Raw genomic sequence first — 16,526 nt, 5'->3', positions numbered from 1 at the left:
AAAACAATGGCTATTCTTATGCCAAAAACATAATATATTGATAATCAGAAAAATAATAACTACTTCTAATTGAATTCGATGAATGGGTGTAAAAATTTTGTACAAAAAATGTCCAACTATTTTACACTTTGTCAAGTTGTATACATCCAATTTGTAGATTTAGCTTCCTTTTTGAGCCAAAAGTCATGATAGATGCCAAAATTTTAGTCATAGACGATAATAAAAGCGTGCTGAGCGCTCTGGAAATTCTGTTACAGTTTGAATACAAAAGTGTTCAGAGCCTGTTCAATCCCAATCAGATTTCCTCTTTCCCCAATATGCAGGATATAGATATTGTGTTGTTGGATATGAATTTTTCCGCTGGAGTGAATACAGGTAACGAGGGTTTGTTTTGGTTGAATGAAATCAAAAAGAAATCGCCCCACACCTCTGTAATTATGATGACCGCCTACGGCGCGGTGGATTTAGCGGTAACTGCTTTAAAGCAAGGCGCTACGGACTTTGTTTTAAAACCTTGGAATAATGAGCGGTTAATGACCACGGTGCGTTCGGCTTATGAGCTCCGAAAATCCAAGCTGGAAATCCATAACCTTAAAGAAAAGGAGAGCAATCTCAAGCAGGTCATCAACGAGGACAAGAACTTCATCATTGGGCAATCAAAAGCCTTGACCTCAGTTTTGAATTTGGTGGCCAAGGTGGCCAAGACCGATGTAAACGTCTTGATCACTGGCGAAAATGGAACTGGAAAAGAACTTATTGCCCGGGAGCTGCACCGTTTATCTTCCCGAAAAAATGAGGTGTTTATTAATGTGGATATGGGTTCCATTGCCGAGAATTTATTTGAAAGTGAGTTGTTTGGTCATGTAAAGGGCTCGTTCACCGACGCCAAAGAAGATCGTGCCGGTAAGTTTGAAGCGGCTCATCAAGGCACTTTGTTCTTGGATGAAATTGGAAACCTTTCGCTCCAAATGCAGGCCAAATTGCTTTCTTCCATTCAAAATAGGTCGGTGGTGCGCGTGGGATCTAATAAATCTGTCAATGTTGATATCCGATTGATTTGTGCCACCAATTGTAATCTGGAACAAATGGTGGTGGACGGCCTCTTCCGTGAGGATTTGCTCTATCGCATCAATACAATTCATATTGAAGTACCTCCGTTACGTGAGCGTGATGATGATATTTTGGTCTTGGCGGATTTCTTTCTGAAACGGTTTGCCCACAAATATGACAAGCCAGGGTTGCGCATCAATAATGTGGCCCAGGAAAAATTGATGGAATATGCGTGGCCTGGAAATATTCGGGAATTGCAACATACTATGGAACGGGCGGTGATTCTTTCGGATGGGAACGTACTAAAACCTACCGATTTTTTACTCCATGCCAAACCCATGCAGTCTTTTGGTGATGAGCCCAAGACCCTGAATGAAATGGAGCAGCAAATGATTTCCCGCGCCTTGGACCAACACGATGGAAATTACAGTGCCGCCGCTGACCAGCTGGGAATTTCTCGACAGACACTCTACAATAAGTTGAAGAAAAAGAACGAATAATGGCAAGTCGACATTTCTATATTCAGCTTCTCATCAGGGTACTTTTGATTACGCTGACAGCCATGTTATTGGGTTTTTCGGTGGCCTACCAATGGTATTTGAGTCTCTTTTTTTCATTGATTGCCTTGGTGGCCCAAGTCTATTCACTCGTTGTGTTCATCAATAGCACCAACAGAAAGATTGCCTACTTTTTTGATGCTATCCGAAATGAGGATTTTACCCTTCGTTTTCCAGAACGGGTCTCCATAAAATCCTTTAAAGAGCTCAACCAAAGCCTAAATCGGGTGAATGGTCTTATCCAAGAAGTGCATCTACAATTGCAGATTAGGGAGCAATATTATCAGGAGATTTTGAAACAAGCCAGTATTGGTATCATGACCTACAATGAAAAAGGACATATACTCTTTTCAAATCCCACCTTGGAAAAATTGTTGGACCACAGTCCGTTGAATCACATCAAACAACTCAATCAGGTGGATGGAAATCTCTATAAGATTTTCGAGTCATTTGAGCCTTTTGAGCGCAAGCTTTTTCAACTTTCAAACGAGCGCGAGCAGACCCAATTGTCCATAAAATCCACTCCCCTGATGTTGGATGGGAAATCACTTTTATTGGTGGTGGTGCAGGATATCCATAAAGAACTGGATGAAAAAGAGACAGAATCCTGGGTGCGACTAATTCGCGTGTTGACGCATGAAATCATGAACACGATTACCCCAATTGCCTCCATTTCAGATTCCATCATTAAATATTATCGGAACAATGGAAAAATTGTTCCTCTGGAAGAGTTGGAAGAAAGTCAAATCAAAAATACATTGAAAGGACTGGAGGTCATTAAGGAGCAAGGAGGCGACCTCATGGACTTTGTACAATCTTACCGAAGTTTGCTTCATGTGCCCGAGCCGAACAAGACCATTGTAAGCGCCAAGGAACTTTTGGGTAAAATAGAGGTTTTAATGTCCGCCCGATTGCATGATGGGCAAACCAAGTTTTCAGTGGAATTCCATCCCGAAGATTTGGCACTTTTTGTGGATGAAAAATTGATTTCCCAAGTACTCATCAATTTGGGTAAAAATGCACTACAAGCCGTCAGTGCGGTAGAAAAAGGAAGAGTTATAATGATAGCGGGAATTGAAAACAATGGCAAAAAATATATCGATATTCGGGATAATGGACCAGGAATTCCCCCAGAAATGATGGATGAAATTTTTGTGCCATTCTTCACCACCAAAAGCGAAGGAACCGGAATTGGTCTCAGTCTTTCCAAGCGGGTGATGCAATTGCACGGTGGAGGCATACAAGTTCACTCCGTACCTAACCAAGAAACCGTTTTTCGACTTACATTTGCCTGATGTATTACAACTAAAATGGGCAAGAAACAGGAACTTCTACAGTTTTGCTGGGACCAAGTGAACGCAAAGTCCGAACGCTTAAAGCAAGCCAGTGACGCACTTCAGGAATCACTGGATTCCGAAACCAAAAACTCCACAGGGGACAAGCATGAGACGGGCAGGGCCATGGTGCAGTTAGAGCAGGAAAAGCTAGCCCAACAGCACCAAGAATTAGATCGGGTGAAAGGGATTCTCAAAAAAATAGACATTTCAAAGAGATCTACTACCATTGGATTGGGAAGTACGGTTAGCACTAGTTTGGCCAACTATTTTATCAGCGTTTCCTGTGGAACGTTTACGTTGGAAGGAAAACCTTTTTACTGCATTTCCATGGAATCACCCATTGCGCAATTGTTGGTGGGGAAAGAGGCCGGTGAAAGTTTTGTTTTTAATGGAGCCACCCATTCGGTTTTGGAGGTGGTTTGATACTAACCCACATCCGGCGGTTTGCGATTGGCCTTTTTTTCAGCGGATTTCTTTTTAGACTTCAGTCGTTTTTCAATGGACGATTTAGTGGGCTTTGTGGGCTTTCGTTTTTTGGGAATTGTGAGGGCCTTTCTCAACACTTCAAAAAAACGCTTGATGACCAAGTCCTTGTTTTTGTGCTGACTTCGGGCCTCATCACATTGCAAAATGAGGACGCCATTATTAGTAAGCCGAGTCTTTAGTTTTTGGAGGAGGCGTTCTTTTTCTATATCGGACAGCCCTTCTGAAGCAGGCACATCAAAATACAGCTCCACTTTGGAAGAAACCTTGTTCACGTTCTGCCCTCCGGCACCACTGCTTCGAACGGCCTTGAATTGTAATTCGCTATGAACTTGTTGCTTTTTCACCTTGGAGACGCCTATTGATGGTCTTCAAAGATACATTAAGGAAAATGGTATCGCCCAACTTTCGCTTTTTTCGAGTGTTGAAGTACAATAACGTCCCATCTTCGGCCTTTCCTAGATTGAGATAATGGCTTCCCTTAAAAAAGGAATTCGTCAACTCCACCTTCATCCCAGATTTTTTCGCCACTTTAAATTCATGGGGATACACCAGCACCGACCTGTCAAGTTGGGAATAGGATTTCAACAATTTAATGGGAACTTTGCTCACTTCGCCAAACAGGCTGGCGGTATAATGGTTCGGTGGATTGTTGTACAGCTTTTTGGTCTTTTGATTCGCAATGATTTGACCTTTTTGCAAAATCAGTGTCCGCTGTGCATACGGAAGCACATCACTGGGATCATGACTCGCAGTGAGCACCGTGATTCCCTTTTCTTTGAGATGGAGAAACAGATTTTTTCGGAGGGAGCCTCGCTTAAAATTGTCGATATGGCCAAAAGGTTCATCCAACAAAAGCACTTCGGGCTCTTGGGCCAATACCCGAGCCAAAGCAACACGCTGTTGTTGTCCACCGCTGAGGTTTTTTACCTTGGTTTTGGCAAAGGCTTCCAACTCAATAAGTGCCAAAAGTTCCGTAATCCGTTCTTGATGGGTCTCCCGTTCAAAAACCGATAAATGTTGACCAATATTTTCTTCAACGGTGGTAAAGGGCATCAAATCAAAATCTTGGGAAAGGTATTTCATGTAGGATTCACCCGGGACCAAATTGAAATTGGGCCCCAACGCCTGTTTTTCGCCCCAAAAAATGGAACCATCTTCCACATGCAAAATCCCATAAATGATTTTCAAGAGAGTGCTTTTTCCCGAACCACTCTCACCCATGAGGGCCACATGTTCGCCGGAGGCCACTTCAAAGGAAATATCCTCCAAAATGGGACGGGATTTATACTGAAATGAAGGAATATGAACTTTGAGCATATAAAATGATCGTATAAATGTTATTGATCTATTATTTCTGAATATAGCATGCTTCAGAATTGCATAGAATCTGTAGTAAATCTGTTATGTTAACTGTTCGCCGGTAGGTAAGTTCAGGTTGACAAAATTCAACTTTTTGGGACAGTTTTTGATTAATCCTTAAATTCTTTTAACACCGCTTGGTTAGGTAATTCCTGATAACCCATATTATAAAACGTAAACCCAAAAATATCGGCATATTGCTCGATGGTCTTACTCACAGGAGTCCCTGCACCGTGACCTGCATTGGTCTCTATTCGGATAAGTGTTGGGTTGGGACCTGCCTGCTTTTCCTGAAGTTCCGCAGCAAACTTGAAACTGTGAGCAGGAACCACACGGTCATCATGGTCGCCTGTGGTCACCAAGGTTGCGGGGTACTCCGTACCCTCTTTTACATTGTGGACCGGAGAATAGCCTCTTAAATAATTGAACATCTCTGCATCGTCCTCAGCAGTTCCGTAGTCGTAGGCCCAACCCGCTCCAGCTGTAAAGGTATGGTAACGGAGCATATCCATAACGCCAACGGCAGGAAGTGCCACTTGCATTAAATCGGGACGTTGGGTCATAGTGGCGCCAACCAAAAGTCCGCCGTTGGAACCACCACGGACCGCCAAATATTGCTTGGAGGTGTACTTGTTTGCAATCAGATATTCGGCTGCTGCAATAAAATCATCAAAAACATTCTGCTTTTGAAGCTTCGTCCCGGCCAAATGCCATTTTTTCCCATATTCACCACCACCTCTAAGATTGGGAACGGCATACACGCCGCCTTGTTCCATCCAAACCGCATTGACAATACTGAAGGATGGTGTCAAACTGATGTTGAAACCGCCATAACCATATAAAATGGTTGGGTTTTTCCCATTGAGTTCCAACCCTTTTTTGTAGGTGATGATCATGGGAACCTTGGTACCATCTTTTGAGGTGTAGAACACTTGTTTGGATTCGTAATCCTCTGGATTAAAATCGATTTGGGGCTTCCAGTACTGTTTATAGTCGCCCATTTCCACATCATATTTATACAACGAACTGGGAGTGTTGTAATTGGTGAAGGAGAAGTAAAACTCCTTTTCTTCTTTTTTTCCGCCGAAACCACCTGCGTTTCCAACGCCGGGCAGTGTTACTTCGCGGACCAAATTCCCTTCATAATCATATTGCAGCACTTTGGAAATGGCATCCACCATATATTCGGCAAAGAAATAACCACCCCCCGTTCCTACGGTGAGCACATTTTCAGTTTCAGGAATGAGGTCTTTCCAGTTTTCTGGGGTTGGGTTGGAGGTATCGACCACCACTACTTTTTTGTTAGGGGCATTTCGGTCAGTGACCAAAAATAGTTTGGAACCCTCGGTGTCAATGACATTGGTATCCGAATCCGTATCATCCAAAATAGTAACCAATTCTGGATTGTCTTGCGTTAAATCCATCATGAACAATTTATTGCCCGAAGTGGAGATGGATGCTGTGATGAAGAGGTATTTTTCATCTTCCGAAACAGAGCCCCACACATAGCGGTGCTTTTCTTCGGGAACGCCTCCAAAAATGACCCTGTCCTCAGATTGTGGCGTACCCAATTTATGGTAGTATAATTTATGCTGGTCCGTTTTGGCCGACAGTTCGCTTCCTTCCGGTTTGTCATAGCTGGAATAGAAAAAGCCATCATTACCTTTCCAAGAAATCCCACTGAATTTGATATCGACCAATGTATCTTCAACAATTTCCCGAGTTTCGGCATCCATCACAATGGCCTTTCGCCAATCGCTACCTCCTTCGGAAATCAGATACCCAACTTTGGAACCGTCTTTGGTAAAGTTGAGGCCCATTAACGATGTTGTGCCATCCTCTGAAAACGTGTTGGGGTCCAAGAATACTTCTGCTTCGCCATCTCCCTTCTTCCTGTATACCACAGATTGATTCTGCAATCCGTCGTTCTTATAAAAATAGGTGTAATCCCCTTCCTTGAACGGAGAGCTTAGTTTTTCGTAGTTCCACAATTTTTCAAGGCGATTTTTTAAATCTTCCCGAAATGGGATTTTATCCAAATACCCAAAAGTGGATGCATTCTGCTGTTTGACCCACGCTTCGGTTTCAGCACTTCGGTCATCTTCAAGCCAACGGTACGGGTCGGGAACTTCTGTTCCAAAATATGTATCAACAGTGTCAACTTTTTTAGTGGTGGGGTAATTCACGGTAATAGCTTCTCTTTTTGGAGTGGTTTGACATGCAGTGAACAAGACAACAGCAGTCAACAGGCATGCGGTTCTCATTTTTATCCGATTGATTCGGATAAAAGTACGAGGAATATTGGTTTTACCTACATGAGACCTCGTGGAGTTAACTTTTTTTAACGCCTTCAGCAAAAAAAGGGATTACAAAAAAGGGGAAGTCCTGACGTTCAGCATTGTTTCGTCAATTGAAAACACCCATCCATCAATCTAGAATACACTTCTGTCAATTCAGCCTGAGCCAACCCCAGTTTTAGCCCTAAAATCGAATTAACCCATAAAATCTTACAGACATTGCGGCCATGGATTTCATTGTGCCTTCAACCTTGTATGGTCTGTTCAAACACAAAACCGAAGAACACCCAAATCCATGAACATGAAAAACCTATTTTCCAAATCACCGTTTATTGTTTTACTGGCCATTTTCCACATGTTGCAAAGCTGTGAGGCAGAGTTTGTAGAAACAGACCTTCCTGTTGAATCTATAGAGAGGAAGAAAACTAAAATCAGTCTAAAAAAATTGCAGAATCCGTATGAAATACAAACGTTCCGAAATGCCTATCAGCGGATTTTGGACAGTGTACGTACGGGAACCTTTAAGACGGGAAAGGCATATGAACAGGATAAAAGCGTCAATCGCAATGCAGAAGATATCAAACCGAACTACCTGTACATCAAGTTTAGCCCAGAAACCGATGAACAGGAGCATATATTACAACAGCATCCAAAAATTGTTTTTGTGGATTATCCTTTTGAATATGAAAACGGGGAACATTTCCATCAACAAAACCCTATGAAGGAAGGGGAGCGGTTAGCATTTTATGCGAGTATTCCCATTGATGAGAAATTTCCGAAGCATATACCGCATACCGTACTTCAAGAAATGTACATTCCTGAGGAGGATGAAGCCTACAACAATGTCACGGCCCCCAATAAAGAGACCTTACGCGGCTTTGTTGATGACAAGGTAGATTTCATGAACCACGTGATTGAACAGGCGTATACCGATACGGACAATGAAGATTTACTACCAGAACCACCCTTAAACAAAGAAAAGAATGGCTGTGAAACTTGTTTTCTGGGCATTAACCTCAGAAGAAAATGGAGGCCCAGTGGCAAGGTGCAAATTTATGATGACAATATGGGTACATCAACCTACACAGTTACGGAATGCACCACCTCCTATACGTATGACTATAGCCCCTGCTATAACGGAGATTATAGCAACTGCCCCAGAAGAATTGAAAGGCGAAACTGCAAAAATGTGACCAAGAGCCGGCAGGGGAGTTATGTGCCCATTGACGGCGCCAATATTCTCATACGGGACACCTGGACCTTGGATCGTGCCATTGCCGATGCCCAAGGTAATTTTAAACATAAGGAAGTGAGGGCCAAAGTGCGCTATGTGATCAAGTGGGACCGTTTTGAGTTTAGCATACGGGACAATTCTGGGCTTACCCAAGCCGAGGATAGGGGCCCACAATTGTATAACCAACCGTGGAACCTTAAGATTACAGGGGGTAGAATGAAGTACAGGGGCCAAATCTTCCAAGCGGCCATGCATTTTTATTACCATAATATTGGTGGGTTGACCCGCCCACCGACGAATGGGTTTTGGAAAAAACAAATGAAGATTACCGCCAAGGAAAAAAGCGGAACAAGTTTTCACTCTCCAGAACAGGGAACTGCGGGAGCGGTGCTTGGGTTTTTCAAAGGTGGTCCCATTGGTGCTGCTTTAGGAAGAGCGTTGACGTCCACCATACGGATTTCAGCGTACGGAAGATCTTCCGAGGTGGTTTATGGAAAAACCATACATGAATTGGCCCATGCCGCCCATTGGCGGTTTGACAGGAACAGTTATGATGCCTTAGTTGCAGATGCGTGGGTAGAACCTTTTTTAGGAGGTAATTTTAATAATCCCAGTACCCAGAATAGAGATGCCCGAAGGACGCTGGAAACATGGGCTACAGGGGTAGAAGTCTATTTAACAAGAATGCGTTATAGAAGATTGGGGCCATCTGATTATGAATATAGATTGACTAATCCAAAGGACAAGAATTCAGGGAACTACCAAACCGAACCAATCAATGCAGGAGGTGATGAAAGATTTTATACCTCGGCAGTTTGGGATATGGTGGATAATTTCAATCAAAGAATAGATTTTGGCAAAAACGATAACAATTTACCTAACGATGAGGTATATGGCTTTACAATGTCCCAGTTAGAAAGTAAGATGAAAGGAGCTAAATCTTGGGGTGAGTTTAGCAACAACATACAGCACCTTGGGCGACAACAGAACAAGGTAGAGGAGCTTTTTACAAATTGGAATTAGTGTCTTAATATTAGAATTATGTCAAGGTTTTTGAAAGTAGGTTTTATTACTGTACAATTTATTATTATGATAAGCTGTACCGACTCAAGCACAACAACTAGAAATTATAGGATATTAAACGATACCGACCACACTGTTGAACTCCGTTTTTACAAAGCAAGCACAGCAACTTCAGAAAGAAGTTTTGTCTTTAAAGTAGTCATTGAAGGAGAAGGTTTGGTTTTGGAGCGAACCCTTAAAACTTATCCCCCTGACACTAATGGGCCAACGGATGTCTATGAAGCAGATTCTGTAGCCGTTGTTTTCAACGGGGAAAGGGTTGAGGGACATATTTTCATTGAACCTATATCAGGTTCCATAATGAATTTGGGAGATTATGAAAGAAATGGCGTCCAGTTTACCTATACCATAACGGAAGAAAATTATACCAATGCCACGCCTTGTGATGGGTCATGTAATTGAAGATTTATGAAAAATATATGGTTTGTTTTTCTTGCCCTTTTTCTTTTCGGATGTCCAGATATGGGAACTTATCACACTTCATATAGTATTGTAAATGAAACAAAATATGACGTAGAGCTTCGCTTCTTTCAATGGGTGTTCGGTGAACAGAGAGAATATGTGTTTTCCGTTAGCATTCAAGGCACAGGGTTAATTTTAAAACGAAGTATTGAAACGGATGCTTTTGGCTCTAATACTCCAAACGATGTATTCAAGGCGGATTCAGTTGCTGTTATTTTTAATAACGAAAGGGTTGAAGGACATACATTTTTGGAGCCTTTCGACAATTCTATAATGGACGAAGGAGATTATGAAATAAATACGAACCAATATACCTATACCATAACAGAAGAAAATTATAACAATGCCATTCCTTGTGATGGGCCTTGCTATTAAAAAAGATTCAACTATTGGCTGATGGAATAGTTTTTCACTAAGTTATGCTCCACCAAATACTCCGCAATCTGTACAGCGTTAGTCGCAGCCCCTTTCCGAAGGTTGTCGGCCACAATCCACATATTTAAGGTGTTGGGGTTGGTCTCATCCCTTCGGATACGACCCACAAATACCTCATCCTTGCCATTGGCATAAATGGGCATAGGGTAGCTGTTGGTCTCGGGATTGTCCTGAACCACCACACCTGGCGTCTCGCTGAGCAGTTTTCGAACCTCTGCCAAATCAAAATCGTTATGGAATTCCACATTTACGGATTCTGAGTGTCCGCCAGCAGTTGGGATACGCACTGCTGTGGCTGTCACTGAAAATGTGCGGTCATCCAGTATTTTTTGGGGCTCGCGAGCCAGTTTCATTTCTTCTTTGGTGTAGCCATTTTCCAAAAACACATCGCAATGCGGCAATGCATTTCGGTTGATGGGATACGGATAAGCCATTTCACCTTCCACTCCGGCAGCCTCGTTCTCCATTTGTTGAACCGCTTTTACTCCAGTTCCAGAAACAGATTGATAAGTAGAAACGATTACCCGTCTCATTTTATATTTTTTGTGCAATGGATTCAACGCCATCACCAATTGAATGGTGGAGCAGTTGGGGTTGGCTATGATTTTGTCCTCAACAGTCAATTCACTGGCATTGATTTCGGGAACCACCAATTTTTTGGTCGGGTCCATACGCCAAGCGGAGGAGTTGTCGATGACAGTAGTTCCTACTTCAGCAAATTTCGGAGCCCACTCCAAAGAAGTGTCACCTCCTGCGGAGAAGATGGCAATATCAGGCTGTGCCGTAACGGCATCTTCCAAACCAATTACGGTATATGCTACGTTTTTATAGGTAAGTTTTTTGCCCACAGAACGCTCCGAGGCAACCAACAACAATTCGGTAATGGGGAAGTTGCGTTCTTCCAATACATTCAACATGACCTCGCCTACCATTCCGGTGGCACCAACAACTGCTACTTTCATCGTTTTAAAATTTCTTGGGACAAAGGTACGCCAGTCTGCGACTTAAACAAGCATTTACGCAATCAATCATCAAAAAATAACAAAATGTTATAAATAAAACAACCATCAATATGTTAGCGAAACACATTGATGGTTTTTAAAGGGTTATTGTGGTGTAGCGGGATGCTGAAATTCAGTCAGCACCTACGATTTTATTTCTTCAACAAATCCCGAATTTCGGCCAAAAGCTCTTCCTGAGTAGGACCTTTTGGTGGTTCTGGAGCAGGTTCTTCTTTTTTCTTCATTTTGTTCACACCTTTCACGATCATGAACATTACAAAGGCCACAATGAGGAAGTCGATGACGTTGGTCAGGAATGCCCCGTAGAGCACGGCTATTTCCCCAACAGTTTCTCCGGCATCGTTCACGGTTCCTTCAGTTATGACATATTTCAAATCGTTGAAATCCGATTTGAACAACAGTCCAATCAACGGAGAGACAATTCCTCCGGTAAATGAGGAAACCACTTTGTTGAAAGCGGCACCCATGACGAAACCTACGGCGATATCCACCAGGTTTCCTTTCATGGCAAAGTCCTTAAATTCTTTTACAAATCCCATGTATAGTTAAGGTTTTGGTTAATACGTAACAAAATAAGTAAAAAACCGATTCGCTGGAAGAAAAATAGAAAAATTCAACTCGCTATGATCTCTCTTTTCACCCGCTGCGAGATGGCCGTTAGGATTTCATAGGAGATGGTTTTGGCCCCAGCGGCAAAATCTTCTGCGGATTTATTTTGACCGAACACAATGGCTTCGTCCCCTTCTTTGCAATCAATACCCGTGACATCCACCATGATCATATCCATACACACATTCCCAATGATGGGTGCTTGTTTACCATGGATGAGTACACTGGCCTTTCCATTGCCATATTGTCGGCCAATGCCATCCGCATGACCCAAGGGCAGAGTTGCTGTTTTCCTTGAACTTTCTGATGTGAACGCTCTGTTATACCCCACCGTTTCATGGGCTTCAATATGATGGATTTGCGAAATGATGGTTTTTAACGAGGCTATGGGTTTTAGTTGTGAATCAACTCCGGCATCATTTCCATAACCATACAGTCCGATGCCACTGCGTACCATTTCAAACTGTGCTTCGGGATAGTTGATGATTCCCGATGTATTCAGCATGTGCCGCATGGGGGCATAGCCCAATTTTTGGATGAGCTTTTGACTGATTTTTTTGAAGGTATTGATTTGGTTTAGGCTGAAGGGTTTCTCGTCCATATCTTCGGAAGCAGCCAAATGGGAAAATAGTGAAGTCACTTTTATTTCCTTTTTGTCCGTTAATTGCTCAGCTACAAAATCAATATCAGTCTCATTAAAACCCAAACGGTTCAGTCCTGTGTTAAACTTAATGTGAACGGGATACCCCTTCTGATTTTTAGCTTTGGCAACATCTAAAAACTCAGTTAGAATCTTCTTGGAGTATAGGCTGGGTTCCAAACAACGGTCTATAATTTCATCAAAATTGGCAGGTAATGGGTGCAATACCAAAATAGGGGTTTTAATCCCTGCATCCCGCAAAAGGGACCCCTCTTTGGCATAAGCGACCGCCAAGTAGTCTGCGCCCAACTGTTCCATCTTTTGGGCAATGGCCACCATATCGCTGCCGTAGGCAAAAGCCTTTACCACGGCCAAAAATTTGGTGGTCGGGGCTATTTTGGCTCGTAAGTACCTGAAATTGTGTTCAAGTGCGGTCAGGTCCAATTGCAGCGTGGTTTCCCCAATCTTACTCATTGGCTTTTTTCTTTTTAGCATTCACTTCTTCGGCATCCACATCCATTTGTCTCACCTTTTCCCGCAGCATGGCCTTATAAAAAGCGGCTCTGCTCAAAGGTTCGTATTCTTCGGTTTCACCTAAAAGGACAAGCTTGTCGTTACTGGATTTTCTAAAACTATAATTGGCTAAATTTCCGGTTCGGGTGCAAACGGCGTGGACCTTGGTTACGTATTCCGCGGTAGCCATAAGGGCGGGCATGGGACCGAAAGGGTTGCCCTTAAAATCCATATCCAGTCCGGCGACCACCACACGAACGCCCCGGTTGGCCAAATCATTGCAAACCGTAACTATTTCATCATCAAAGAATTGGGCCTCATCAATTCCAACCACATCACAATCATCCGCTAAAAGACGAATGTTTGCCGCGGCAGGTACAGGTGTGGAACGAATTTCATTGGCATCGTGTGAGACCACCATGTCTTCGTGGTACCGGGTATCTACAATAGGTTTGAATATCTCTACCTTTTGCTTGGCAAATTGGGCCCGTTTCAGCCTTCGGATAAGCTCTTCGGTCTTTCCGGAAAACATGGAGCCGCAGATGACCTCTATCCATCCAAACTGCTCTTTAGGGTTGACCGTGTTTTCGAGAAACATACCGTATTTTTGAAAGAAATTGAGTGGGTTTTCGTTGTTTAGAAAACGAAACACAAAGCTACTAAAAAAATGCACCTACGGCATTTGAGCCAAAATTTAACCTTTTGTTCGCAAGGGTAAGCACAAAATGATTATATTTTTATAGTAAAGAAGATTAGCTATGATACGGAAACTAAGGGAAGAACTGATAAAACTCTCCACCGAGATCATCACAACTCGTGAAGATCAAGATTTGGCGGAGTTGTACGATAAGGCGCGAAAAATTTATGAAAAGTTGGCGGTTCTCAAGTTCATTGATGAGAAATTGACCGATGTTGAGGTGGATGTTTCCAAAAACGTAATCGCTTCTCGTTTTGAAAAAGTGGCCAATGCTGTTTTGAGCGGAAATATTTCTGTTCCCGAAAGCAATCCGCACGAAGAAGATATTATGACTCCCGGCATGGAAACCATAAAGGACATGGTCTCCGAAATGCCCGCTGAAATGGCTCTGGAACAGGTTTTTGCTGAGTTTGTGGCCAAGCCCGACCTTATGAAGAATGATAAGGAAAATATTGGTGTAGCTGAAACAATTGAGAAACCGGAACAGAAAGTCAAACCAAAGTCCTTGAACGATACGTTTGTCAAAGACCTTCAAATTGGGCTCAATGACAAACTTGCCTTTGTAAAGCATCTTTTCGATGGCAGCATGGAGGATTACACCCGCGTGTTATCGCAATTGAACACTATTGAAACCGAGGAGCGCTCCATTGCCTTTATCACCAATATGGTGAAACCGGAGTACGACAATTGGGAAGGCAAAGAGGAATATGAAACTCGTTTGATGGCATTAATTGAGCGTCGGTTCGCTTAATTCAACAACATTCCAATCACTTTTTAGAAGGAAGGCGTAACTTAGGTCCATGGGAAAACTATATTTGGTTCCGACCCCAATTGGAAACCTTGAGGATATCACGCTTCGGGCCATAAAAATCTTGAAGGAAGTGGATTTGGTTTTGGCCGAAGACACTCGTACCAGTGGAAAATTGCTCAAACATTTTGAAATCAATACACCACTTCAGAGCCATCACATGCACAATGAGCACAAACAAGTGGATGGATTGGTAAATAAGTTGAAGGGTGAAAGTACCATCGCCCTTATTTCGGATGCGGGAACCCCTGCCATTTCAGACCCTGGGTTTTTATTGACACGCGCTTGCGTTGAAAACGGAATTGAAGTGGAATGTCTTCCCGGAGCCACCGCTTTTGTTCCCGCTTTGGTGAACAGTGGCCTACCAAATGACCGTTTTGTGTTTGAAGGATTCCTACCCATAAAAAAAGGTCGTCAAACCCGATTGGAACAATTGGCTGAAGAACCCAGAACCTTGGTTTTTTATGAATCTCCCCATAAGCTTTTGAAGACCTTGACCCAATTTGTGGAATACTTTGGAGCGGACAGACCGGTTTCCGTATCTCGTGAACTCACCAAACTCTACGAGGAAACGGTACGGGGAACACTATCCGAAGTACTGGAACATTTTACCAACCATCCACCAAAGGGAGAATTTGTGATTGTGGTGGGCGGTAAGAAATAGCCGTTAGCTACCCAACAATTTCCCGACCCATTTCTTGTATGGACCAGCTGCTCAACCAAATAAGAAACTGTTCGCATTGTACAGAGCATCTCCCCTTGGGACCAAGACCCATTGTGGCCGCTCATCCCGAATCCAAAATTGCCATTATTGGGCAAGCTCCGGGGACCAAAGTGCATCAAACGGGAATTCCTTGGGATGACCCCAGCGGAAAACAACTACGGAAATGGTTGGGTGTTTCAGAAGAACAATTTTACGACGAACGTTTATTTGCCTTGATTCCCATGGGATTTTGTTATCCGGGAAAAGGAAAATCAGGTGATTTACCCCCCAGACCGGAATGCGCACCCTTATGGCATAAGCCGCTTTTTCAAAATATACCAAACCTAAAATTGACCATTCTTATCGGTCAATATGCACAGCGTTATTATTTGGGGGATGCCATGAAAAAGAATCTCACCGAAACCGTGAAGAACTTCAAAAACTACTTGCCAAATTATATGGTGTTGCCGCACCCCTCACCCAGAAACCGGTTTTGGCTGAGTCAAAATCCTTGGTTTGAAGAAGAGGTGTTGCCAGAATTGCAAAAAAAGGTTTCGGTTTGTCTTGAGTCCAAAGTCTAGTATCTAGACCCATCATGCTTTCCTTTTTCCCAGCCGTGTTTTCCCAAATACTGTTCGGCACTTTCCACAGCACCGGTTTCAATGGAGGTACCCATGGAATCATTCCATCGGTTGAGGTAACCGAACAGGGAAATCACCCCCAGCATTTCCACAATTTCACCTTCATTCCAATGTTGATACAGTCGCTCCTTGATTTCGGCATTCACCGCATTGGGCACCTGTGAAGCAGCCAGAGAAAAATCGAGTGCAGCGCGCTCCGCTTCGGAAAAAGCAGGATGGGTTCGGTATTCCCAAATATTGTCCAATTGTTCCTGCTCCGCACCGTAACGTTCCGCGGCCCTAATGGCATGGGCTTGGCAATAGCGACATCCTGTTGCATTGCTACTTACCCAGGCAATCATCCGTTTTAAGGCCGAGGTCACCCTTCCTTCATTGGCCATGACCGCTTTGTTAAGGTTGATAAATGCCTTGGAAATAGCAGGTCGATGTTGCATGGTCAATACAGAATTTGGGCAAAACCCTAGGGTCTCATTGAAAAACTCGGCCAATTGTTTGGTTTCGGGATCGTGATTGGGGTCAAGAGGAGTTACTAAGGCCATAAGTGCGATTTTAAATCGTATTTTTGATGTTCTACAAGAAACAAAAATTTGATT

At 43.1% G+C, this 16,526-nt stretch carries 17 protein-coding genes; 9 read left to right on the top strand and 8 right to left on the bottom strand.

Annotated features, from left to right (window positions below):
* The first annotated feature begins 185 nt into the window (after positions 1–185).
* Genes ACFSJE_RS09945 through ACFSJE_RS09935 form a run of 3 tightly spaced genes read left to right on the top strand, consistent with a single transcriptional unit; the run spans position 186 to position 3,367 of the window.
* A complete protein-coding gene (locus tag ACFSJE_RS09945) occupies positions 186–1,550 on the top strand; it encodes a sigma-54-dependent transcriptional regulator (RefSeq protein WP_379830822.1) in 1,365 nt (454 codons plus the stop codon).
* Positions 1,550–2,902 (top strand): sensor histidine kinase, encoded by a 1,353-nt coding sequence (locus ACFSJE_RS09940; RefSeq protein ID WP_379830821.1) that lies wholly within the window; start codon positions 1,550–1,552, stop codon positions 2,900–2,902. The genes ACFSJE_RS09945 and ACFSJE_RS09940 overlap by 1 nt, the downstream gene beginning before the upstream one ends.
* 15 nt (positions 2,903–2,917) lie before the next feature.
* On the top strand, positions 2,918–3,367 hold the full coding sequence (locus ACFSJE_RS09935; protein WP_379830820.1) for a 3-oxoacyl-ACP synthase: 450 nt from the start codon (positions 2,918–2,920) through the stop codon (positions 3,365–3,367).
* A gap of 2 nt (positions 3,368–3,369) precedes the next feature.
* Here the strand turns inward: ACFSJE_RS09935 and arfB are convergent, their stop codons facing one another.
* From arfB to ACFSJE_RS09920, 3 genes are all read right to left on the bottom strand, one after another.
* Positions 3,370–3,774 (bottom strand): alternative ribosome rescue aminoacyl-tRNA hydrolase ArfB, encoded by a 405-nt coding sequence (gene arfB / locus ACFSJE_RS09930; RefSeq protein WP_379830819.1) that lies wholly within the window; start codon positions 3,772–3,774, stop codon positions 3,370–3,372.
* Positions 3,752–4,747, bottom strand: a complete 996-nt coding sequence (locus tag ACFSJE_RS09925) for a sulfate/molybdate ABC transporter ATP-binding protein (RefSeq protein ID WP_379830818.1) — start codon at positions 4,745–4,747, stop codon at positions 3,752–3,754. Before ACFSJE_RS09925 ends, arfB begins: the two co-directional genes overlap by 23 nt.
* Before the next feature lie 152 nt (positions 4,748–4,899).
* Entirely contained in the window at positions 4,900–7,053 is a 2,154-nt protein-coding gene (locus tag ACFSJE_RS09920; protein ID WP_379830817.1) for a prolyl oligopeptidase family serine peptidase, read from the bottom strand.
* A 334-nt stretch (positions 7,054–7,387) separates the two neighbouring features.
* Between ACFSJE_RS09920 and ACFSJE_RS09915 the strand changes: the two genes are divergently transcribed.
* The 3 genes from ACFSJE_RS09915 (at position 7,388) to ACFSJE_RS09905 (ending at position 10,240) form a co-directional block, all read left to right on the top strand.
* On the top strand, positions 7,388–9,343 hold the full coding sequence (locus ACFSJE_RS09915) for a hypothetical protein (RefSeq protein ID WP_379830816.1): 1,956 nt from the start codon (positions 7,388–7,390) through the stop codon (positions 9,341–9,343).
* Between the two features lie 66 nt (positions 9,344–9,409).
* Positions 9,410–9,805 (top strand): hypothetical protein, encoded by a 396-nt coding sequence (locus ACFSJE_RS09910; protein ID WP_379830815.1) that lies wholly within the window; start codon positions 9,410–9,412, stop codon positions 9,803–9,805.
* Between the two features lie 6 nt (positions 9,806–9,811).
* Positions 9,812–10,240 carry a hypothetical protein gene (locus ACFSJE_RS09905; RefSeq protein WP_379830814.1) on the top strand — a complete coding sequence of 143 codons (429 nt, stop codon included), beginning with the start codon at positions 9,812–9,814 and terminating at the stop codon, positions 10,238–10,240.
* An 11-nt stretch (positions 10,241–10,251) separates the two neighbouring features.
* On the opposite strand, the gene ACFSJE_RS09900 is transcribed toward ACFSJE_RS09905, so the two are convergent.
* From ACFSJE_RS09900 to ACFSJE_RS09885, 4 genes are all read right to left on the bottom strand, one after another.
* Positions 10,252–11,262 (bottom strand): aspartate-semialdehyde dehydrogenase, encoded by a 1,011-nt coding sequence (locus ACFSJE_RS09900; protein ID WP_379830813.1) that lies wholly within the window; start codon positions 11,260–11,262, stop codon positions 10,252–10,254.
* 191 nt (positions 11,263–11,453) lie between these two features.
* Complete coding sequence (mscL, locus tag ACFSJE_RS09895) at positions 11,454–11,861, bottom strand: large-conductance mechanosensitive channel protein MscL (RefSeq protein WP_379830812.1); 408 nt, start codon at positions 11,859–11,861, stop codon at positions 11,454–11,456.
* Between the two features lie 74 nt (positions 11,862–11,935).
* The gene (alr, locus tag ACFSJE_RS09890) at positions 11,936–13,045 is read right to left on the bottom strand and encodes an alanine racemase (RefSeq protein WP_379830811.1); all 1,110 of its coding nucleotides are present in this window, start codon (positions 13,043–13,045) and stop codon (positions 11,936–11,938) included.
* Entirely contained in the window at positions 13,038–13,682 is a 645-nt protein-coding gene (locus ACFSJE_RS09885) for a thymidine kinase (RefSeq protein ID WP_379830810.1), read from the bottom strand. The genes alr and ACFSJE_RS09885 overlap by 8 nt, the downstream gene beginning before the upstream one ends.
* Positions 13,683–13,842: 160 nt before the next feature.
* Between ACFSJE_RS09885 and ACFSJE_RS09880 the strand changes: the two genes are divergently transcribed.
* The 3 genes from ACFSJE_RS09880 to ACFSJE_RS09870 are packed head-to-tail and all read left to right on the top strand — an operon-like array spanning position 13,843 to position 15,873.
* Positions 13,843–14,532, top strand: a complete 690-nt coding sequence (locus ACFSJE_RS09880) for a hypothetical protein (RefSeq protein WP_379830809.1) — start codon at positions 13,843–13,845, stop codon at positions 14,530–14,532.
* 49 nt (positions 14,533–14,581) lie between these two features.
* Entirely contained in the window at positions 14,582–15,253 is a 672-nt protein-coding gene (gene rsmI, locus ACFSJE_RS09875) for a 16S rRNA (cytidine(1402)-2'-O)-methyltransferase (RefSeq protein ID WP_379830808.1), read from the top strand.
* A gap of 38 nt (positions 15,254–15,291) precedes the next feature.
* Positions 15,292–15,873, top strand: a complete 582-nt coding sequence (locus ACFSJE_RS09870; protein ID WP_379830807.1) for a uracil-DNA glycosylase family protein — start codon at positions 15,292–15,294, stop codon at positions 15,871–15,873.
* On the opposite strand, the gene ACFSJE_RS09865 is transcribed toward ACFSJE_RS09870, so the two are convergent.
* Positions 15,870–16,472 carry a carboxymuconolactone decarboxylase family protein gene (locus ACFSJE_RS09865; protein WP_379830806.1) on the bottom strand — a complete coding sequence of 201 codons (603 nt, stop codon included), beginning with the start codon at positions 16,470–16,472 and terminating at the stop codon, positions 15,870–15,872. The two genes, ACFSJE_RS09870 and ACFSJE_RS09865, sit on opposite strands and share 4 nt — an antisense overlap.
* Between the last annotated feature and the right edge of the window lie 54 nt (positions 16,473–16,526).

It is taken from the genome of Flagellimonas iocasae, assembly GCF_042682725.1.
GTDB lineage: Bacteria > Bacteroidota > Bacteroidia > Flavobacteriales > Flavobacteriaceae > Flagellimonas > Flagellimonas iocasae.
The sequence above is the reverse complement of the archived record's forward strand: the minus strand, read 5'-3'. Positions and strand labels throughout refer to the sequence as shown.